General features: G+C 59.9%; 17 protein-coding genes. 11 read left to right on the top strand and 6 right to left on the bottom strand.

Going from position 1 to position 20,430, the window contains the following annotated elements:
* Positions 1 to 4: 4 nt before the first annotated feature.
* Genes NLU14_RS08560 through NLU14_RS08510 form a run of 11 tightly spaced genes read left to right on the top strand, consistent with a single transcriptional unit; the run spans position 5 to position 16,491 of the window.
* The gene (locus tag NLU14_RS08560) at positions 5 to 1,624 is read left to right on the top strand and encodes a hypothetical protein (RefSeq protein WP_275705811.1); all 1,620 of its coding nucleotides are present in this window, start codon (positions 5 to 7) and stop codon (positions 1,622 to 1,624) included.
* Positions 1,621 to 4,080 carry a phage tail tip fiber protein gene (locus NLU14_RS08555; RefSeq protein WP_275705810.1) on the top strand — a complete coding sequence of 820 codons (2,460 nt, stop codon included), beginning with the start codon at positions 1,621 to 1,623 and terminating at the stop codon, positions 4,078 to 4,080. The genes NLU14_RS08560 and NLU14_RS08555 overlap by 4 nt, the downstream gene beginning before the upstream one ends.
* On the top strand, positions 4,077 to 4,481 hold the full coding sequence (locus tag NLU14_RS08550) for a hypothetical protein (RefSeq protein WP_275705809.1): 405 nt from the start codon (positions 4,077 to 4,079) through the stop codon (positions 4,479 to 4,481). Before NLU14_RS08555 ends, NLU14_RS08550 begins: the two co-directional genes overlap by 4 nt.
* A complete protein-coding gene (locus tag NLU14_RS08545) occupies positions 4,459 to 4,848 on the top strand; it encodes a DUF4376 domain-containing protein (RefSeq protein ID WP_275705808.1) in 390 nt (129 codons plus the stop codon). Before NLU14_RS08550 ends, NLU14_RS08545 begins: the two co-directional genes overlap by 23 nt.
* A 3-nt stretch (positions 4,849 to 4,851) precedes the next feature.
* Positions 4,852 to 5,106: a hypothetical protein gene (locus tag NLU14_RS08540; RefSeq protein WP_275705807.1), complete on the top strand. Its 255-nt coding sequence runs from the start codon at positions 4,852 to 4,854 to the stop codon at positions 5,104 to 5,106.
* Complete coding sequence (locus NLU14_RS08535) at positions 5,099 to 5,557, top strand: GNAT family N-acetyltransferase (RefSeq protein WP_275705806.1); 459 nt, start codon at positions 5,099 to 5,101, stop codon at positions 5,555 to 5,557. The genes NLU14_RS08540 and NLU14_RS08535 overlap by 8 nt, the downstream gene beginning before the upstream one ends.
* Positions 5,558 to 5,567: 10 nt before the next feature.
* On the top strand, positions 5,568 to 6,185 hold the full coding sequence (locus tag NLU14_RS08530; RefSeq protein ID WP_275705805.1) for a hypothetical protein: 618 nt from the start codon (positions 5,568 to 5,570) through the stop codon (positions 6,183 to 6,185).
* A gap of 9 nt (positions 6,186 to 6,194) precedes the next feature.
* Positions 6,195 to 6,716: a hypothetical protein gene (locus NLU14_RS08525; protein WP_275705804.1), complete on the top strand. Its 522-nt coding sequence runs from the start codon at positions 6,195 to 6,197 to the stop codon at positions 6,714 to 6,716.
* A complete protein-coding gene (locus tag NLU14_RS08520; protein ID WP_275705803.1) occupies positions 6,716 to 6,952 on the top strand; it encodes a hypothetical protein in 237 nt (78 codons plus the stop codon). The genes NLU14_RS08525 and NLU14_RS08520 overlap by 1 nt, the downstream gene beginning before the upstream one ends.
* 12 nt (positions 6,953 to 6,964) lie before the next feature.
* Positions 6,965 to 8,425, top strand: coding sequence for a hypothetical protein (locus tag NLU14_RS08515; protein WP_275705802.1), 1,461 nt, complete (start codon positions 6,965 to 6,967; stop codon positions 8,423 to 8,425).
* A complete protein-coding gene (locus NLU14_RS08510; protein WP_275705801.1) occupies positions 8,425 to 16,491 on the top strand; it encodes an LPD38 domain-containing protein in 8,067 nt (2,688 codons plus the stop codon). Before NLU14_RS08515 ends, NLU14_RS08510 begins: the two co-directional genes overlap by 1 nt.
* Here NLU14_RS08510 and NLU14_RS08505 read toward each other — a convergent pair.
* The 6 genes from NLU14_RS08505 to NLU14_RS08480 all read right to left on the bottom strand — a co-directional run bounded on the left by NLU14_RS08505 (position 16,488) and on the right by NLU14_RS08480 (position 20,429).
* Positions 16,488 to 16,784 carry a hypothetical protein gene (locus tag NLU14_RS08505; RefSeq protein ID WP_275705800.1) on the bottom strand — a complete coding sequence of 99 codons (297 nt, stop codon included), beginning with the start codon at positions 16,782 to 16,784 and terminating at the stop codon, positions 16,488 to 16,490. The genes NLU14_RS08510 and NLU14_RS08505 overlap by 4 nt on opposite strands.
* A gap of 2 nt (positions 16,785 to 16,786) precedes the next feature.
* Positions 16,787 to 17,392 (bottom strand): hypothetical protein, encoded by a 606-nt coding sequence (locus tag NLU14_RS08500; RefSeq protein WP_275705799.1) that lies wholly within the window; start codon positions 17,390 to 17,392, stop codon positions 16,787 to 16,789.
* Positions 17,393 to 17,472: 80 nt separating this feature from the next.
* On the bottom strand, positions 17,473 to 17,724 hold the full coding sequence (locus NLU14_RS08495) for a hypothetical protein (RefSeq protein ID WP_275705798.1): 252 nt from the start codon (positions 17,722 to 17,724) through the stop codon (positions 17,473 to 17,475).
* Between the two features lie 313 nt (positions 17,725 to 18,037).
* A complete protein-coding gene (locus NLU14_RS08490) occupies positions 18,038 to 19,012 on the bottom strand; it encodes a 5-oxoprolinase subunit C family protein (RefSeq protein ID WP_275705797.1) in 975 nt (324 codons plus the stop codon).
* The gene (gene pxpB, locus NLU14_RS08485) at positions 19,009 to 19,692 is read right to left on the bottom strand and encodes a 5-oxoprolinase subunit PxpB (protein ID WP_275705796.1); all 684 of its coding nucleotides are present in this window, start codon (positions 19,690 to 19,692) and stop codon (positions 19,009 to 19,011) included. The genes NLU14_RS08490 and pxpB overlap by 4 nt, the downstream gene beginning before the upstream one ends.
* Positions 19,689 to 20,429, bottom strand: coding sequence for a 5-oxoprolinase subunit PxpA (locus NLU14_RS08480; protein WP_275705795.1), 741 nt, complete (start codon positions 20,427 to 20,429; stop codon positions 19,689 to 19,691). Before NLU14_RS08480 ends, pxpB begins: the two co-directional genes overlap by 4 nt.
* Between the last annotated feature and the right edge of the window lies 1 nt (position 20,430).

The raw sequence follows: 20,430 nt of genomic DNA, 5'->3' as shown, positions 1-20,430 counted from the left end.
CAGCATGATCGATGTGTCGTTTATCCGGGGCGCTCGTCCGGCGGTCGAGCCGCATCTGCTGGAAGTTGGTGAGGCGCAGGTCGCACGTAACTGTCGCCTGCAGACCGGTGCGCTGTCGTCCTTTCGCGGCCCGGTAACCATCCAGAGCACGACCGTCGTCGGCGTGAAAACCATTCACCGTTTCGGCGACACCGCTTTCTGGTTCGAGTTCGACACCGATGCAGACGTGGCCGAGGGCCCGCTGCCCTCCGATACCGAGGCCACCACCTATTTCACCGGTGATGGTGCTCCGGCCATGACCTACGCCTCCATCGCCACCAGTGGTGCCGGCGCGTACCCCTCCAATCGTTACCGTCTGGGCGTGCCTGCCCCCTCAACTCCTGTCACCGTCGCCGTGACCGGCACCGCCGATCCGGACGACGAGGAAGGCGAGAGCCGCCCCTACACCTTTACCTGGGTGACGGAACGCGGCGAAGAGGGGCCGCCCGCACCGGCTTCGCAGATTGTTGAGGTGTTCAGTGGTCAGTCGGTAGACCTCACCGATATTCCAACTGTCCCGACCGGCAACTACAACGTCACTGCCAAGCGCATCTATCGCGCCGCCAGTGCGTCCGGGGATACCGAGTACCAGTTCGTGGCGGAGATTCCGGCGGCACAGACCTCGTACACCGACAGCGTGGCCGGCGAAGACCTGGGCGAGGTGCTGCCCTCCTATGAGTGGTACCCGCCACCGGAGGACATGATCGGGCTGATCGCGCTGCCCAACGGCGTCATGGCGGGGTTCGTCGGCAAAGAGCTTTGTTTGTCCGAGGCCTTCGTGCCTCACGCGTGGCCACCCGGTTACCGCCTGACCATGGACCAACCGATCGTCGGGATTGTCGGAGTCCGCGGCGGCATCGTCGTCTCCACCACCGGCCAGCCGACCATTGTGTCATTCACCAGTCCGGCCGCCGCGTCCCAGGACGACATCGAGACGCCCCGCGCATGCGCCTCCAAGCGCAGCATGGTGGATATGGGTGAGTTTGCGGTGTACGCCACCGGGGATGGACTGGTAGCCGTGGACGGCGCCGGCAATGCCCCCATCATTACGGCCGGAGTGATCGACACCTACGACTGGGAGCGCGTCAATCCGTCCACCGTTCACGCCTACCGGCTGCACGACTGGTACATCGGCTTCTACGAAGGGGCTGACGGCAATGCCGGTTTCGCGATCACTGCGGGCGGCGATGCGTATGTGACGCTGGATTTCTACGCGGACGCCGGTTACAGCGACCCGAAGTCCGGCGACCTGTACCTGGTGATCGGTGGCCAGATCGTTCGGTGGGATGCGGACGCCGCCAACCGCCTGACGTATCTGTGGCGCAGCGGTGTGAGCATCGCGGGCAAGCCGATCAATATGGCGGCGGCCCGCGTGGATGCGGAGAGTTACCCGGCGACCCCGGACGACTCTCTGGTCTTCCGCCTGTTCAATGAATCCGGATTGGTCTACGAGAAGCAGGTGACTTCCCCTGATCCGTTCTGGCTGCCTGCCGCTGCCCTGGGGCGTCGCTTTGAAGTCGAAATGGAGGGCACGCGCACGGTGCGCCGGATACTGGCGGCCGAGGCGATGGAGCAACTTACGTGAGTAAATTGCCCAGCATCCCGCCCTCGCGCAGCAAGGATGTCGCGGTCGAAAAGCTCCGCGAACTGGTCAGTATCTGGAAGGGCGAGCGGGGCGACAAACTGGATCGCGTGGTGACCTACCGGGACCTGGTGGCCAGCAAGCTCGGGCGCCTGTCCGCTGGTGGCTCGCTGCAGCCCGGCGATGGCGTGACACCCCCACCACCGACCTACGTGGGCCCGCTGACCAACCTGACCGCCGACGGCGGCTTCGGGTTCATCTTCCTGGGGTGGGACGGCTACAACCAGAATGGTTATGCGTACACAGAGATCTGGCGCCACGATGCTGACAACCTGGCTAACGCGACGTTGGTGGCCACCTCCCGGGCGGGACTGTACGCGGATCCTGTCGGCAGCGGGGAAGGGTATTACTACTGGGTTCGTGCCGTCTCCACCAGTGACAACCCGGGGCCGTTCAATGCGACTACCGGAACGTACGCGCAGAGCGCCCTGCACCCGGATTACATCATTGGCCAGATCGAGGGGTTGATCTCCGAGAGCGAACTGGCCAGCGAGCTACTGACGCCGATACAGTCGATTCCCTCCATCCAGACCACGCTGTCGGACCACGGCGGGCGCATAGCTTCGACCGAAGCAGCCCTGTCAGACCTTCTGAATATCTCCGTGTATGACACCTCCACGGATTACGCCGTTGATGACCTGGTGAGCTATAACGACAGGGCCTGGCGCGCACTTGTGGCGATGACAGCCCCGGCTCCGACACCCGCCGAGGGCGCGAACTGGACCGAGGTCGGCAATTACGCCACGTTCAGCGATTTGATTGCCGCCAACGCGGTGGCCATTAATGACCTGGATGTACGAGTGACCGCCAACGACGGCGATATTACCTCCAACGCAACCGATATAACCGCGCTTGGCGTGCGAGTCACCGACACGGAAAGCGATCTTGCTGCAAACACCAGCGCTATCGGGACGTTGGACAGCCGGGTAACTGTCGCTGAAGGCACCGTTACCGCCAACAGCTCTAATATCACCCTACTGCAAAGCGACCTGACCACCGCGCAGAGCGATATTTCCGGCAACAGCCAGGCTTTGAATCTGCTGGACAGCCGGGTAACCACTGCCGAAGGCACGATCAGCGCCAACAGCTCCGACATTACCCAGCTACAGGCCGATGTGCAGGCGCTGGACGTAGACGGTAACGCTCAAGCGCTGCAAGATCTGGATGTGCGGGTGACCGCTAATGAGACCGACATTACGGCGATCTCAAGCGATGTAACGACCCTCACGGCCAGCGTAGATGGCAACGCCGCCGCCCTGCAGACCAAGGCCGAAGTGTCGGCCGTGCAGAGTGTGGAAGACGATGTAACCGTCCTGTCCGCGCAGTACACGATCAAACTGGACGTGAACGGGCGTGTCGCCGGCATCGGCCTGGCCAATGTGAACGGGGCCAGCGAATTCATCGTGGCGTCGGACGCGGTCTATTTCATCGACCCAGGCCAGAGCATTACCCCGTTCGATCCCGACGCCAATTACGCCAGCATGGCTGCGGCCCGCGACACGCAACTGGTCTTCGGGTATGCGCAGGTGGAGGGCCACAAGCGGTTCGTGATCAATGTGCCGGCCTATATCCCGGAAGCGTACATCACCGGGCTGCAGGTCAAGCTGGCGACCATCACCGGCGCCAACATCGTGAACGCCTCCATTGGTGGCGCGAAAATCGACATCGCCGAAATCTGGGATCTCTCGATCAACGACCGCATCCGGTCGAACAACTACGTCGCCGGCAGTGCGGGGTTCATCATCAACCGCTCTGGCAATGCGGAGTTCAACAACATTACTGCCCGGGGCCACATTGAGGCAGACTCCGGGTACATCGCCAGCTCCCTGCAGATTGCCGGCACCGCCTACGACCTCGCGCAAGTGGCGCAAATGGCGGAGAACGCCGATACCTCCCTGTTCCAGAACTGGATACGTCCCGGCACCACCCTGATCGACGGCAACAAAATTTTCACCGGTGATGCGTACGTGGACACCCTGCAGATCCAGGGGCAGGCGGTGACGTTTCCGAGGGGAGTCTCGTCTTCGTCCACCACGACAGCCTCAGCAACCGGGAGCAACGTTTTGTCACTTTCTGCGTCATTGTCCGGAGCGCCAATTATTGTAACGGCCAGCGTTGAGGTGCTTGGCGCGCCAGGGTCAGTAAGCTCCAACCATGCGGCCCGGCTGAGTGTTCGGCGGGGAGGCGTCACCATATATGGCCCGGTGAGCATATGCAGGGCTTACCAGCAAGGTTCAGATTTCTCCGGCCCGGTATACAACATAGCGGGCGCCGGCTCCATCCAGTTTTACATGCCATCCTCGCCCTCTGCGACGTATTACATTCATATCGACAACTCCGGGGGCAGTAACATTACCGTCGGACACCGAGCATTAACCATCATGGAAGCCAAGCGATGAACCGATGGGCGATCTACGCACCGGACGGCCGCATCGACCGGATTTATTCCGGCTCTCCACAAGAAGCGGCGCTGCAGCCTCAAGGTGACGAGGACCTGGTGCCGATCTACGGAGAGATGGACGACGCCACCGCCTATGTCGCCGATGGCGAAGTGCTCGCGCGGCAACCGTTCCCGTTCACCGTCAGTGCGACCCAGATCGTAGCGGATGGCGGCGACACGGCAGCAATTACGGGCGTGCCGGCCGGTACGTCGGTTCGGTGGCCAGATGGTCAAGTAGACGAGGTAACCGACGGCGTTGTGGAGTTCTCGGTCGATCTGCCGGGCACCTACACCCTGAGATTTACCGCCATTCCTTATCTGGATGCGGAGGTGACCATTGAAGCGGTTCTTCCAGCTTAATCCTGATAACCGGCCTGCAACCTGGGCGACCATCAAGCAGTGGCGCGACACCCACGAAGTCGCCCCGGTGGATACGACCTTCGGGAACTTCGATTGCGACGAACGCAGCGATGCCCGCATGAATGGTTCTATAGGATTGTTCGACAATCTGCCGACACTTCAGGGCGGCAAGCTCACATGGAAGCGGGGCGATAACTCGTTCATTCAGTTAACCAAGGCCGAACTGCAGCAGGTTTACAGCGAGGTCCAGTTGAACCGGGCCACTCGCGGCGCGCTGCTGCATGTCAAAGCCGAAATGTTCCGGCAAATGGACCCCGCACCGACCTCGGCGCAACTGTCCGATCTCTCGTTCTGGCTTGAGGAATAACCCATGCGTGACTGGCTTGGCGGGATGGCTACATGGCTCTCCCAGGGGATCAACTGCGCCATCTTGAAAGGCAATCCGGACATGACGGTATCGGCCCGCTGCCACATAAGCCGCGACAAACGGCGGTGGCGCATCGCTCGGGCAATCATCAACCGGATCTTCTTCTGGCAGGACGACCACTGCGAAGCCAGCTTCAGCAGCGATGTGGCGTACGCCAAGCTGGTCACTGCCGCCCACAAGAGGCTCATCCATGACTAACACCATTCGCCCGCTCACGCTCATCGATATCCCGCCCATGGTCGCCCTGTTTGAAGAGGTGGGCCACGAGGCCGGATGGATACCGCGACTGCAGTTTGATCCAGAGCACTTGGCGGGGAACCTGGCCGCAATGATTACCCGGGAAAATTCTCTCGCCATTGGCGTGGATGCAGATGACGGCTTGGTGTGCGGGTTCCTGATCGCTGAGCTCGCCAGTCCGTGGTACACGCCGACACCGGTAGCAGCAGAGCGCGTTTTCTACGTGCACCCGCAATACCGTCGCAGCGGCTACGCCCACCAGCTGATCCAGCGGTACATCGATTGGGGCCGGGAGCGGGGAGCTGCGGAGATCCTGATAGGTAACGGTCTGGGCATCCAGGCAGACAAGGTAAAGGCCCTGTGCGAAAGCCTGGGGTTTGATGCCATCGGTTACATCCTCAAGCAAGTGTAGGAGCGCATCTATGTGTGGCGGTAGCGATAAGCCGGAACAGACCGAAGAAGAAAAGGAGCTGGGCCGCATTGCGGTAGAGCGCTGGAACGATTACCAGACACGCTTTGTGCCCATCGAGAACCAGTTCATTGAGGCCGTACAGACCTCCGACAGCGACTTTGAGTCCGCCCGGGGTAGTGCGAACGCCAGTGTCCAGCAGGCCTTTGGTGATGCGGAAGACAACCTGACGGATACACTCACCGCGAACGGGATCACGCCGGACAGCGGCCGCTTCCGTGCCGCCATGGACGGCATTGGTGAAGACCGCTCGCTTTCCCTGGGTACCGGCCTCAACGAAACCGAAATGGCGGTGGACAACCGTGGGCTGAAGGGCCTGCAGAGCGTTGTCCAGATGGGGCAGGGCCAGGCCACCGATTCCATTAGCGGCATGGGTACCGTCGCAGCGGACGCCACGCGGGATTCCATCGACCGCGCCAATCGCTCTTTCGAGAACCGCCAGGCCGGACTGCATCTTGCCGGTACCGTCGCGGGCGCGGGCACCCAGGCGATGACCGGCGCCCCAGGGCTCAATACGCAGGGCCAGACCACCCCGCTTTACGGCAACAGCGCTTACGTCAGCCGCCTGTAGGAGAGAATTATGTGCAACCTTGCCTTGAATACCGCCAACGAGACTGCGGCACAGACCCCGGTACCGGAATCAACACCGTCTTCTATCAGCGCCGGCGGCGTGTACAAGCCCGGCTATGACCCGACGATCCTGCAGCCTGCCGCCGGCGGACGCATGTCCGGCTCCGACAACATGGCCAAGATCCACCGGGCGCAGTGGGAGGACTACCGCAAGCGCTTTGCGCCGGTCGAGGACATGCTGTTCAGTCGCATCAACGATTCCACGTACGCCAACGAGGCGGTCGATAAGGCCGGACTCACCATGGCGAAATCGTTTGATGCGGGCCGCGAGCAGACGGATAGGGAGATGAGCCGCTACGGCGTTCGGCAGACCGGCGATCAGTCGGAAGCCAGCGAGCGCACGTTCGGGCTCAAAAAGGCGGCGGCCACGGCGGGCGCTCGCAACGCAACCCGTACCGCGATGGAAGATCAGAAGATGGGCATCATGGCCGGCGGGCTCTCCACCGTGGCACAACAGCGAGGTAATGGATAATGGCGGGACTGATCAATGTAGGCCGGCAATACGAGAGCCAGGCCAAGCACGCCATGGGCCGGGCTGACAGCTTGGCGAATGCCCGGGAACGGGCGGGCGACAACATCGAAGCGGCCGAGAAGTCGCAGAAGATGAGCGCGGTAGGCGCAGGGGCGGGCATTGGCTTCATGGTAGGCGGCCCGCTGGGCGCCGGCGTCGGTGCCGGTATCGGCCTCCTGGCCTCATCCATTTTTTAAGAGGGTTTCATCATGGCAGGACGTGCGGGAGTGGGGCTGGCCCAGGGTTTCATGCAAGGCTACGAGTTCATGGACACCATGGACAAGCGCGAGCGCCGGATGGGGCTGCAGGAAGCGCAGGCAGGTCGCGCGGCGGAGTCACACCGCTGGCAGGGCGAGACCATGGATCAGAAACGCAGTCAGTGGGAGCGAGAGGACGATGGTCGTCTGGTGCAGGCGATGCAGCAAGGGATCCAGTCCGGCAACATCGATCCGGAGATTGCCGACGAGTACGGCCGCCGCTTTGATGTGGACTGGTCGAACTATGTGGATCCCGAGTTCGGGCAATCGCTGCAGACGCTCGAGCGTACCGTGGGCGGCGAGATCTCCATGAAGGATCCGGAATTCAATCGTGCTTTCGAGCGGGTTTTCCGTACCGAGATCAACAAGGGCACCGGAGAAGAATACGAGGGCGCGGACGGCGCTCACCGGCTTGAACAGAAACGGCTGGCCGGCGTTTATCCAGGTCCGGACGGCAAGAGCCTGATGGTCGATCTGGATGTGCTGGACAAAGGACCGGGCGGCGAAGAATGGCGCCGGGCGCCGGTGACTACGAATCGCAGCGCCAAGGATGACGAGGTTCGCGCGATCCCGCTGGAGGAAGCACTGAAGAAACTGAAGGGCCACCAACTGATGTACAAGTCGGTTCAGTCCAGCCCGGAGCTTCAGGGACTCATCCGTCAGCATGCGGCCCGCACCGGTACCAAACTGCCGGAGACCAAAACCAGCGAGGCGTACCGCAAGCGCCGGGAACTGGCAGCGCTCGGCGTTGAAGGAGATGCGGCCACCAATGCGGCGTATGGCATCAAGCCAGAGGGTGAAGGCCGCCACGGCCAACCCTTCCAGCACCCGCAACTTGGATGGGTACAGCCCGGCCCGGATGGCAAGCTGACGCAAATGGACCCGCCCGGCACGTCGAACAAGCCGCCGGCCGATGTCCAAACCGCCGAATGGATGGTCGCCAACGGCATGGCGCCGAACCTTGATGTGGCCTTCAACCGCGTTAACGAGAGCCGCACTGACCCGTCGCGCTTCGTTAATGACTTCGTCACCCAGGAAATGAAGTTCCAGGAATCCAGCGGCGTGTTCCCGGGTGACGACAATTACCGGACACCGGAGCAGATGCGAGAGCAGGCCATTGAGACGCTGGCCATGATCCGTTCACGTACTCGAGGGACCGGCGAGCAGGGGCAGGGTGGCGAACCGGCACCACAAGGCCTTGAACTTGTCGGGGCGGAGACTGAGACGTTGCCGCGTGATGGCACCGGTGTACCGCAGGAAGACGGCAGCGTGTCCGGCCGAGTGAATCGCGATCTGGATAGCCAGCCACAGCAGCAGACCGCACCACCCTCAGCCGTCGAGCACCTGCGCAACAACCCGGATCTGGCCGAACAGTTCCGCGCCAAATACGGCTATCTGCCGGAGGGCTTTTAATGGCTAACGCCTTTGATCGGTTCGATGTACAGGGCGGAGAGCCGCCCGCGCAGCCTGTCGGTAATCCGTTCGATGCCTTTGATGCTGACGCGGGAGCGCCGGCGCCAGAACAGTACGGGCCGTCTACGACCGCAAGGGCCGGGCGATCCTTTCCTGCCGCGAGCAAACGCGGCCAGCCTGAGCCCAAGAAGTACGACTCGTTCGTGGAGGCAACCGGCAAGAGCCTGGATAACGTCCCGGAGCGCTTGCAGCAATCCTTTGGCGGCCTGGTTCAGATGCTGGGCGAGGACATGGGGCAGGAGCGCGAGCGATTCACGAAGCAGTCTGCGCAACGCCTGGGAATCACGCCCAACGAGTACAAGGCACTTGCCTGGGCCGGAAATGAGGGTCTGATCGATCCAAAGACGCCCATTCCGGAGGCGCTGGAGTCTCTAAAGACTCGCATGTCTACGGACTTGACGCCCGAGCAACAGGCGCAGGTTGCCGACATGGGGCTGATTAATCCGGAGCGTGTAGCCGACAAGGGGCGAGATCTCCGTAAGGATGCTCAGTCCACCATGAAGCCGGTCAACGCGGAGCCTGGCAGCCCCGAATATTACACCAGCGCGGCCATCGGCAGCATTGCTGAAATGACGCCGGCCTTACTGGCCAGCGCGATCACGCGCAGCCCGGCCGCCGGCATGAGTATTATTGGCGGTCAGGTGGGTGGTGAGTCCTACGGTACCGCGCGGGATGAAGGCCTGTCCGTCGATGAGTCGCAGCAATACGCGCTGGCGCAGGCGGCCGCCGAAGCCATTCCGGAATACCTGCCGATCGCCACCATCCTGAAGCCTGGCATGAACTTCTTTGCCAAGCTCGGCAAAACCGCTATCGCGGAGTCGCTGCAGGAAACCGTAACGGCTGGCCTGCAGGCGGGGATCGACAAGGGCACAATCCGCCCGGACATGACATGGGGCGAAGCTCGCAGCCTGATGGCCGACAGCGCCATCATCGGCGGCATTGCAGGTCCGGGCATGGCCGCCATGATGGAGCCTGTTGTGCGGCTCAGGAATCGCGAGGACCAAACGCCACCCGAGCCCGCGCCGCCCATCGTGCAGCCGGAACCTGAAAGATCATCACCGGAAGCGCCTGCGAGCCAGAAACCCAATCCGTTTGACGCCTTCGATCAGGACGTGCCAACCCTCTCACCAGCAGAGGCTGCTGCGGAAACAGCCGCTGGCGACGGGCAGCCTGTCAGTCGCAACCTGCAGCGCGATACAGTCGCTGCACCGGTCGAGCAGCAAGCCACCACCGATGACGGCGCCCCGCTGGAAGAGGCAGAGACAAGCGCGCCTGTCGATCAAGCTGAAGTGGCGCCGGAGCAGGAAGCTACCGAAGTGGATCGCCAGGCGGTCCAGGCGACCCCTGAACCGAACCCCCCTTTGCAAGCCGAGCAAAAATCCCCCGTTGACGCGCCCGCCCCCGAACCTGACGCCGGCCAAATGCCAGCGGAGATCTCGGCAGGTCTTGGCACCATAAAAATCAAACCCATGAAAGGCCGGATGTACCGCGAGACGAGCCCGGAAAGCGTGGGCGATCTGATCCGGGAAACCCTTTCGAATTCTCCTGAGCGGGGCGCCGTGCGCAATCTGTTCGTAACGGATGATCCAGATCTGGCTATCGGTCAGGGCGGCAATAAGGGCGCGATGATTGAGTTCGATGGCGAGTACCTTTCAGGGGGTGAGCATCGCAAGCCAGGCACAGGCGTTGTTGGCGGCAAAGAATATCAGGCCGATTACGTCAACCAGAATGCAATTCGCCGCTTCACGTTGCCAAAAGGCGCGCGCCTGAGGGGGGCTGCCAGGGTATTCGCCAGCAAGCACTTTGATCGCAGAACGCTGGACGATGGCACCACCGAATACACACGGAAGAATCCGAGCGAATCGGATCGCCAGTCGGCGATAGGTCGGGCTCGCAAGCAAATGAACCAAACCCTGCAGGCGGGCGATGCACAGTTTGATGCTCCGGAGTCCGCACGTGAATTTCGGACATCCAAAGGGTCAACCTACAAGGTCCATGGCGATGGCACAACAACGCGGAATAAGGCAGCTAGAGACACTCCTGGGCATGAAGGCGATGACGGGCAAAAGGCGCGCACTGCAAAAACCGTGTATCTCGACGCCAACGCTGCGAGGCTTTCGGCAGCAGGGCTGAATGGTCTCGATATAAAAGGGGCTAGGGTTGCCATTAAAGACGGTAAGGCGACACTGCTAACATGGAATGACAACGAGGGGCGGTGGGGGGCGTCGCCCGATAGCCGAGACATACCTGTTCACAACGAGCCTGCGTCAGGAAGATACCCGCTGGAATTGTGGAAGCCATCAGATGATGTGCCGGGATACGAATCATATCGCGGGATGCATGCAGGCAACCAGATCACTGAGGTGCTGACCGGGCAAGGGCAGGAGGGCGGCGATCAAGGCGGCGTCCAGCGAGTTGCTGATCAGGAAGACGCCCTTTCCGTGGCCGCCGCCGAAACCGACACCAACCCCACTGATAGGCAGAAAGAGGCGGGAAATTACCGCAAGGGCCGCATACGCCTCCAGGGCCTGGAAATCGCCATCGAGAACCCGAAGGGCTCCGTCCGCTCCGGTACCGACCCGGATGGTAAGAAGTGGGAGTCCACTATGGCTCACCACTACGGCGACATCAAAGGCACCAAGGCGGCCGACGGCGACAATCTGGACGTGTTCATTGGCCCTGACCCGGAGAGCGACCGCGTATTCGTCATTGACCAGGTGAATGCCGACGGCACCTTTGACGAAGTGAAGGTGATGCTGGGTTTCCGCAACGAGAAAGCAGCGAAGGAAGGGTATCTGGCCAATTACGAAAAAGGCTGGAAGGTTGGGCCAGTCACTCGCATGAGCATCGACGAGTTCAAGGCGTGGATGCGAGACGGAGACACCACCAAGCCAATCAGCGATCAAGAATCAAAGCCCGCACAAAAATCACGGGCCGCAGATCCTGCCCGCAAGCAGCCGGTCAGCAGCCAGCCATCATCTACGACCCCAAAAAACCGCACCAAAGAGCCTGGTACAGACGCCCGAGCAAATCTGCGGCCGATGTTTCGGCTCGCTTACCATGGCACACCGCACAAATTCGATAAGTTTAGCTTGGAGGCAATGGGCACCGGTGAGGGGGCGCAAGCATATGGGTGGGGGCTGTATTTTGCGGGAGATAAATCAATCGCCGAGTACTACCGGGATTTTGTCTCTAACCCAGCATTGAACGACAACCTGCCAATGAGCGAAACGGAGCTTCTAGAAATGAAGCTCTTCGTGGAAGAGACGATAGAAATCCATGATGGTAATTACGAGAAAGCAGCGGAATCTATAGAAGAGTTGGTTGGCGAAGAAGGAGGGAATCAGCACGCCGACAAGTTGCTATCGGAAGTCATTGATAAACTGAAAAATGGTGAGGCGCCTTCGTGGCCGCAATCGTTTAACCTCCATGAGGATAAAAACAAGCATTTATATGAAGTTGAAATTCCAGACGATAACGAACTCCTGGATTACGACAAGCGCCTAGATGAGCAGCCAAAGGAAATTCAGCGCGCGCTGGAGAAACTGGATGATGCTTTCAACCCGAACAGAATCGTATACGAGCCAGAAATGCGCGGGGCGCAGGTCTATAAACGACTGGCGGCTATACATGGTTCTCCAAAGGCGGCTTCATCCGCTTTGAGCGACGCAGGCATTCCAGGTCTTCGTTATTTAGACGGGAACAGCCGCTTCGATGGTGATGGTTACCACAACTATGTAATTTGGAGTGAGGACGTAGTATCTACGCGGGCGGTAGATAGCCAGCTCTCTCAGGTAGAAGCGTACTTCTCCCGCGACGGTGACTACCGCCGCGCCCCAGATCAGCGCACCGAATCCCTGACCAGGGCCCAGGCTCAGCCCATGGCAGACGCCTACATGGCCAACTGGAAAGGCAAGCCGGAAGTCTTTGTTGAGGACCGCATTGCCGATTTCCCGAAAGGCCTACGTGACGCCATCCGCCAAGCCGGAGCCGAATCCGAAATGCGCGCCGTGTTCTGGAATGACCAGGTGTATGTGCTGGCGCCCCGCATTCCGAACGAACAGGCGTTGCAGGAAGTCATCCTGCACGAAGTGGTCGGCCATTACGGTCTGCGCAAGATGCTGGGTAACGACCTGAAGCCGCTGCTGAACCAAGTGTACATGCGGTTTGCCAGCACGGACCGTGCCAAGCAGATCATTCGGGACTATTACCCTGACGGCAATTTCGACGCAAACAACCGCGAGCACCGCCTGACCGTGGGAGAAGAGCTCCTGGCACATATGGCCGAGAGCGGCAATCACAAAAAACTCTGGAATCGCATCGTGTCCGCGATCCGGGAGGGGCTGCGCAAACTTGGCTTTACCTTGGAGATGAGCGAGACTGATCTGCTCAATATTTTGAGGGGGGCGCAGCGGACTGTGGAGCAGGGTGGATTCTCGCGACCAGGCGACTCGGATGTCAGCTTCAGTCGTGCAGGCAGATCCGGCAGCGAACGCGCCGCTTGGCCCGCCGATTTCCCGAAGGTGCCGTTTGCCGCAGAGCTCGGCGCTGCCGAAAAACACCCGCGTTACGCCGAGGCTAAAGCAGGTAACATTGCCGCAGCGACGGAGCTTGTGGATGACCTTGTAACTGAGGCGACGATAAGTCGCGTGAAATCTATTGCTGGCGACAGCCGCCCGCGCCTTGTGCCGGTAATGGCGGAAGAGGCAAGTGGCGACAATGCCATTCCTGCAGCATACGCCGTGAAACTTGGCGAGGCCCTGGGGCTGGATGTAGAGGCTGATATCGTGCAATCGGTGAGGGCCAGAAGGACCGGCACCGGAGCGGATTACCGTCTGGCCAACCACTCGACCTTTGAGGGCCCCGTTGTTGCCGGCCAAAGCTACCTGATTGTGGATGACACCATGACCATGGGCGGAACCTTGGCAGGATTGCGCGGTCATATTAAAGCGAACGGCGGAACTGTCGTTGGCGCTACCACGCTGACCGGCTTCGGCGAACAAGGACAACTTGCTCTTACCGAGAAAATGCGTCAGGATTTGTGGAATAAGCATGGAGAACCACTGAATGACTACCTCCAAGAAGAATTCGGCTATGGCATCGACTCGCTCACCCAGGGCGAAGCAGGGCATTTCCGAAAAGCCGTATCACTTGACGCCATCCGAGATCGCATCGCTGCAGCAAAGATCCCGGTCAATGATCAGCAAAATGACACAGGCGAGAGCGACGAAGGCGTAATCCCTCCCGGCTTCCGCTTCAGTCGTGCCGGCATTCCAGACCTTGACCCCCAGCCGTTCGGCCCGCCCAGCGATACCCTGACCCGCTACCTCGTCTCCAAGATCGCCGACAAACACACGGTGCTCAAGGGTGTTCAGAAGAACATTCAAGAGCAGTTTGGTGAAATCCCCGATCCTGCCAATGCGTACCGCGCCGAAGAGCTGTTCCATGGCAAGGTGGAGAACGATGTCCGGCTGATCCAGGAGAACATGGTAGAGCCGCTGGCCAAGGAGATGTCGGAGAACGACGTATCCCTGAAGCAACTGGACGAGTTCCTGTACGCCCTGCACGCGCCCGAGCGTAACGCCGTCATTGCCGAGCGCAACCCGGAGATTCCGGAAGGTGGGTCCGGCATGACCGACGCCGAGGCATCCGCCATCATTGCCAAGGTCGAGAAAGAGGGCAAGTTGCCGCAGTATCAGGCTCTGGCCAAGCGCGTCCACGATATGCTGGCCATGCGCCGGAAGATTCTGAAAAGTGCCGGACTGCTGGACGAGGATACCGTAGGTGCCTGGGAGTCCTCGTACAAGCACTACGTGCCCCTGAAGGGCTGGGCCACTGACGAGCAGCAGTCCGACACACCGCGCATTGGTAAAGGCTTCGCGATCTCTGGCAAGGAATCCCAGATGGCGGCCGGCCGTAAGAGCAAGGCCGCCTCTCCACTGGCGAACACCATCAGCGACCTGTCCGAAGCCGTACTGCGCCGCCGCAAGAACGAGGTTGGTCAGTCGTTCATGAACCTGGTGCAGGCGTACCCGAATGACAACTACTGGCGCATCTACACCGACGAGAACCCGGAGGTAGAGCGTAAGGCTGTTCGGGTGAAGGATCCCGCTACCGGCAAGATGAAGGTGGAGGTCCGCGAGCAGACTATCCCGATGGCGATGATGAGCGACCGCTATTTCACTACCAAAGTGGATGGCAAAACGCACTACATCCGCATCGAGGATCAGCGGCTAATGAACGCCATGCGCAACATCGGGCCGGACAACAGCAACCTGCTGATCCGCTCACTGGCCGCCGTTACCCGGGTCATGTCCTCGCTGAACACCAGCTATAACCCGGAGTTCGTCATCTCCAACTTCTCCCGGGATATCCAGACCGCAATCCTAAACCTTACCTCGGAGCAGACCAGTGATGACGGCAAGGTTCGCGGCAAGAAAATCGCTGCGAAGACGCTCAAGAATGTCGGCACCTCCATTCGGGCTATCAATGCCAGCCTGAAAGGCAAGAAGAAGGGCGGCAAGCTTGGCCAATGGCAGGCGCACTTCGATCAGTTCCGGGCCGATGGCGCGAAAACCGGCTGGTTCGATATGAAGGACATCGACGGCCAGATGAAGGATCTGGAGAAGATGATTGCCGTGGCGGGTGGTGGCGCAACGAATACGCTACGCAGGGCCTTCAAGATCACCACGGACTGGGTAGAGAACACCAACAGCGCCATCGAGAACGGCGTGCGGCTGTCTGCCTACGTCAACGCGATCGAGGCGGGAATACCCCGCTCACAGGCCGCGTCACTGGCCAAGAACATGACGGTGAACTTCAACCGCAAGGGCGAGCTCGGCACCATGATGAACGCCCTGTACATGTTCGCCAATGCCTCCGTGCAGGGTACCGCCAACTTTGTCCGCACCCTGGGGCGGCTGAATGGTGTGAAAGGTGACCCGGCCTGGCGCCGCATGCACACGGCGCAGAAGATCGCTGTCGGCATGGCCGTTGGTGGTTTCGCGCTGTCCATGCTGAACCGCCTGGTGGCCGGCGAGGATGACGACGAGGTGAACTGGTGGGACAAGGTGCCCGACTATGTGAAAGAGCGGAACATCGTCATCATGAAGTCGCTGGTGGGTGGCGAGCCCGGGGAATATTGGACGATTCCACTGCCTTACGGGTACAACATCTTTCCGGTTATCGGCACGCAGATGGAACACCTTGCTCTCAGCGAGAGCCAATCTGCAGGCGACGCCGCAAGCAATGTTGTAATGGCTGCCCTGGGCAGCTTCTCACCCATTGGCTTTGAGCAGTCTGAAGAAATCTATGGCGTAGTCGCAAAAAATATCTGGCCAACCATCCTGCGCCCGGTGGCCAGCATCTCCCTGAACGAGAACTTCATGGGCGGCCCGATCTTTAAGGAAAACTTCCCGTTTGGCACTCAGAAGCCAGACAGTGCGCTGTACTTCCGCAGTACACCGGAGGCTTTCAAGGAGTTGGCTGCGGGCTTGAATGAGGCAACCGGCGGCAGCGAGTTCCGCAGCGGTGCGGTAGACCTGAGCCCGGACGTGATGCAGTTCCTGGTAGGTTATTACGGCGGTGGTGCGTATGACTTCTTCACCAGTCGCACGCCGAACTACGTGACAAAGGTGCTGACCGGCGTGGAGCGCGAAGACCGGGAGGTTCCGTTCTGGCGGAAGATTCACGGCAAGGTGCTGCCCTACGAAGATCAGTCAATCTTTTACGACCGCCGCAACGAGATCAATCAGCTCACATCCGAGCGGAAAAACCTCAAAGGGCGCGAACGGATCGAGTTCAGCAAGGACTACCGTGAGAAGTTGCGTCTGCAGGGTGTCATGAAGTCCACCGAGGACCGGCTGAAGATGTTGCGCAAGCAGCGTGACCGCATCGAGGTAATGGACTTGTCGGCGGCCGAGGAAGACGAGAAGTTGCAGCGGATCGAGAAGCAGATGAAGCGGGCGATTGATCAGTTCAACAAGCGGTATAACGAGGCGGATTAGCGCCGACGTATTGCTCTGACGATCTCTGAAATCATTTCATCGAAGCGACCGAGAAGGCCAAGGATGGCGATCAAGTAAAGCGAGCAGACCATAAAGACGCCTGCAGCCATAAGCGGCATCCAATCAAAGATTCCGCCCAAAAAAATGACGCCCACTCCCTGAAGCGCAAAGCGCCCGCACCAGTCCATCCAGGACATTTGAGAGAACTCGTCGGCGGCCTTAACGCGCTTCCAGGCGACAGATGCGGCCACGATAATTACCGCAAGAATAATTCCTGCCCAGAAATCACACACGGCTACTTTTCTGCCGAAAAGTGAGGCGATGCCGATAACTCCTGCACCACCTTCTTTGTAAGGCTGGACAGGAATGCACTATCGGTCACGTTCACCGCGCCTTGCCCCTCCGTTTTTGCATCCCCAAGCCACGCTGTTTCCCGGGTTCCCGTATCCACCACCACAATTCTCATGTGGCTTTGGCGAGAAAAGGCTGTGAGAGCCACGGAGCTTGATTGCCCCTGCACCTGGTTGCCGGTGACGCTGGCCGATCCGTAGCTCTGGTATCCGATATTCTGACTGGACGAATAGTTTCCGCCGGACAGCAGAACGATCAGAGCCCCGACGCCTTGCCGCTCAAGCTCAGCGAAAACACTGTCAGGGCCGTGCGTTCTTGTAGGGGAAAAGATACTATGGAAAGGCCTGCACGAAATGCCAGCCGCCGAAAACTCTTCGCAAATGCCACCTTCGAGTTGCGACGCCCTCTCAAGCCCCGCATTCTCGGCCACGACAACGGCGCTGGTATAGCTTGTAGATGCGTAGGCAGGGTCAGAATACCCAGTTATGTTGGTGGACGCACAGCCAACCACCAGAAGCGCACAGAGCAGGGAGAGCGTTATCCGTATCATGAGGCACCTTCCGTCGTGAGATGGGCTTGAGCATACCACCCACCCACTACAGGCGCATCCCCTTAAAAGGGGAGAGCGGATCACCTCGGCTTCATATCCCTCAACCCCTGAAACTTCACAATCAACCTATCCCAAGCCCTCCGTGTTTGATCCTCCCTGTAGTCAGCCACCTGCGCCATATTCTCCGCACCCAGATTCTGGTTCGCCTCTCTCAGCCCACCGTTCCAGCGAACGCGGATATCGCACCCGGCGGCGTAAATCCGGATCTCCGCCTGGGCGTCTGGGGCAACGGCTTTCTCAAGTTCGCGGAGCATGTCGGTGGTGACTATCATTTGCCTTTGTCCTCTTGGGGCAATTTTGGGGCAAACCGTGCCGCGTTATCTGTATATTATAACTATGCGCACCTCTATGAAATCAATGCATTACAGGCGCATAGAAGGCTAAAAATAATATACACGTTGTTCTGTAAGTGTTTAAAATCCCGCCAATTTTATGCACTTCGTTGTGCGGTCTTGAAAACCGCCGAAGGTTAGTAGCCTTCCCGGGGTTCGAATCCCTGGCCCACCGCCACTTTCTTCCCTTTCAGCAAGACCCTTATCAGCATTACTTCGAACAGTACTCCCCATACCGGCTTTTCGCCAACCTTTATAATGTCCAGTGCAGTGCGTTCCCCGATTCGTCCCAGTTTGTGCGGACGAAATGCAGGTGAAACAGGCGCCGCTCATTCTGTATGTCCGCAATATCAGCAAAGCGGAATCGGACAGTTTGCCCGGGCAGGCGCTGGGCCAGTCTGCCGCAGTCCAACGCTGCGATCACTCCGGGCTTGGGGTAGCCGCCGATGGTCTGGCAATCGTTCAGCAGCGCAATCGGCAGCCCATCGCCTGGTACCTGGACAGCACCGATAGCAATACCTTCTGAAACAATCCCCGGGGGTACGTCGGCCATGGGAGTGCCATCCAGCCGGAACCCCATGCGGTCCGACTGCTCGGAGATGGTGTAGGACGACGTGGTGAGGCGAAGCAACTGGTCCTGGCTGAATGAGTCTATCTGGTAACCGGGGATCAGCCTGAGCGTCAGCGTGTCGTCGTACTGCCCGCGAAACCGCTCCGGAACCTGGCGAATATCAGACGACTGTTCGGGTGAGGGTGCAAGACGCCTTAAAATCTCGCCTTCCCGCAATGGCTCCGAACCATCCAGCTTTTCCCGAACAACAATACTGCGGCTCCCGAAGCGAATGGCAGAGTCAATCCCGCCCGCCATGGCCAGGTAAAGAAAGCGGCCCGAACGGGTGTAACCGATATCCAGCTCATCGCCTGACTTTAATTGATGACTTTGCCACGAGCCCACCGGGCGCCCGTTGATGGAAACCGGGGAATTGGCGCCAGCGATGGCGATAGTCACGTCACCTTCAGCCACGGCCCGGAACCCGCCCATGACTATTTCCGCACAGGCGGCATTGAAAGGGTTGTCGAGAAGCTTGTTAGCCCAGGCGTAGGCGTGCAGGTCCACTGCGCCGCCGGCAGCAAGCCCGTGACGACGATAGCCTGTGCGGCCGGTGTCCTGGATTGTGGTCTTTGGGCCGGGAGACAGAACGCGTAGCCCCGGGATGGCGGAAGTCACAGTGCGCCTCCTTGTTCCAGGTACTCATCCCGTGTGATGGCAAGGAACCGGACCCGGTCGCCGGCCCGCAACAGTGACAGCTTCTCGGAATCAAACAGCCGTAGAGGGCTGAGGCCAATCAGTTGCCATCCCCCGGGTGACGCCACCGGATAGACCGCCGTTTGCCGGTTGGCAATACCAACGCTGCCTGCCGGTACATGGCTTCTCGGGGTTTCCTTGCGGGGATGGGCGATTGACGGGTCAACCTGGCCCATAAAGCCAAATCCCGGGGCAAAGCCGATGGCGTAAACCTGATAGGTTTCCGCGGTATGCCGCCTGATTACTTCGTCAACCGATAGCTCGCAGGCAGCCGCGAGGGATTCCAGGTCTGGCCCGGATTCCGGGCTGTAGTACACAGGAATTCGGATAACTTCCCGCCTGTGACTGTCAGTCGTCTCGTTGCCGGCGGTAGGCGCTTTTGACACGACGGTCTTAAGGGCTGCCTCTACCTGGCGAAAATCCACCTGGAGCGGATCGTAGACTACCAGCAGGGTTGTGTAGGAAGGCACAAGGTCTGTCAGCCAGGGCCAGTTCTGGCCCTCTATGCAGTCGCACAGGCTGCCGAGGCGAGCGGGGAGGTCTTCACTGACAGTATCGGACAGGGTTATAAGGAAGCTGTCTTCGGAAACCGCCGAGATCATGACTGGCTGGATTGCAGGGCTTGCCGGATGGCTCGAATGGCGCTCAGTGCCGCCTCGTTGTCGCCATGTACGCACAGGCTGTCGGCTGGCAATGTCAGCCAGTTGCCGGAGGAACTGTTGACCCCGCCCCTGGTGGCAAACGACAGGGCCTGCTCCACAATCTTGTCCGGAGACTGGTGCACCGCACCGGGCAGCCGTCGTGACACCAGTTGTCCTTCGTCGTCGTACGCGCGGTCAGCAAAGGCTTCCAGCAGTATCGGAAGGCCGACATAGTCCGCCAGCTTGCGGTGTTGCTCATGCTTCACCGTAACCGGAAGCATCAGAGGAAGATCGTTCCGGTAGCTTTTAACGGCCGCCATGACCGCCTCCAGGGTGCTCATGTCCCGCATCATGTCATTGTTCAGGGCGCCGTGGGGTTTCACGTAGGAGAGTCTCAGCCCCTCCGCCCGGCACAGGCCTTCCAGTGCGCCAAGCTGGTAAAGGATAAGCGCGTGGATTTCCTCGGGGCTGTGGCTGATCGATCGGCGCCCGAAACCGGCCAGGTCGTGATAGGAGGGGTGAGCACCAATATCAACGCCGTGTTTTGCCGCCAGGGCTACGGTTTTCTGAATAACCGAGGGGTCACCGGCGTGGAAACCGCAGGCCACGTTTGCCATATCAATCAATGGCATGACCTGATCGTCCTGGCCCATCTTCCAGGCGCCGTAGCTTTCTCCCAGGTCACAGTTCAGTTTCATC

The organism is Marinobacter iranensis (genome assembly GCF_029207565.1).
GTDB lineage: Bacteria > Pseudomonadota > Gammaproteobacteria > Pseudomonadales > Oleiphilaceae > Marinobacter > Marinobacter iranensis.
This window is presented reverse-complemented; position numbering and strand designations above follow the sequence as displayed.

Coding starts and splice junctions, on each gene's coding strand:
- NLU14_RS08560 (WP_275705811.1), top strand. CDS start 5: ATGATCGATGTGTCGTTTATCCGGGGCGCTCGTCCGGCGGTCGAGCCG.
- NLU14_RS08550 (WP_275705809.1), top strand. CDS start 4,077: ATGAACCGATGGGCGATCTACGCACCGGACGGCCGCATCGACCGGATT.
- NLU14_RS08540 (WP_275705807.1), top strand. CDS start 4,852: ATGCGTGACTGGCTTGGCGGGATGGCTACATGGCTCTCCCAGGGGATC.
- NLU14_RS08535 (WP_275705806.1), top strand. CDS start 5,099: ATGACTAACACCATTCGCCCGCTCACGCTCATCGATATCCCGCCCATG.
- NLU14_RS08530 (WP_275705805.1), top strand. CDS start 5,568: ATGTGTGGCGGTAGCGATAAGCCGGAACAGACCGAAGAAGAAAAGGAG.
- NLU14_RS08525 (WP_275705804.1), top strand. CDS start 6,195: ATGTGCAACCTTGCCTTGAATACCGCCAACGAGACTGCGGCACAGACC.
- NLU14_RS08520 (WP_275705803.1), top strand. CDS start 6,716: ATGGCGGGACTGATCAATGTAGGCCGGCAATACGAGAGCCAGGCCAAG.
- NLU14_RS08515 (WP_275705802.1), top strand. CDS start 6,965: ATGGCAGGACGTGCGGGAGTGGGGCTGGCCCAGGGTTTCATGCAAGGC.
- NLU14_RS08510 (WP_275705801.1), top strand. CDS start 8,425: ATGGCTAACGCCTTTGATCGGTTCGATGTACAGGGCGGAGAGCCGCCC.
- NLU14_RS08500 (WP_275705799.1), bottom strand. CDS start 17,392: ATGATACGGATAACGCTCTCCCTGCTCTGTGCGCTTCTGGTGGTTGGC.
- NLU14_RS08495 (WP_275705798.1), bottom strand. CDS start 17,724: ATGATAGTCACCACCGACATGCTCCGCGAACTTGAGAAAGCCGTTGCC.
- pxpB (WP_275705796.1), bottom strand. CDS start 19,692: ATGATCTCGGCGGTTTCCGAAGACAGCTTCCTTATAACCCTGTCCGAT.
- NLU14_RS08480 (WP_275705795.1), bottom strand. CDS start 20,429: ATGAAACTGAACTGTGACCTGGGAGAAAGCTACGGCGCCTGGAAGATG.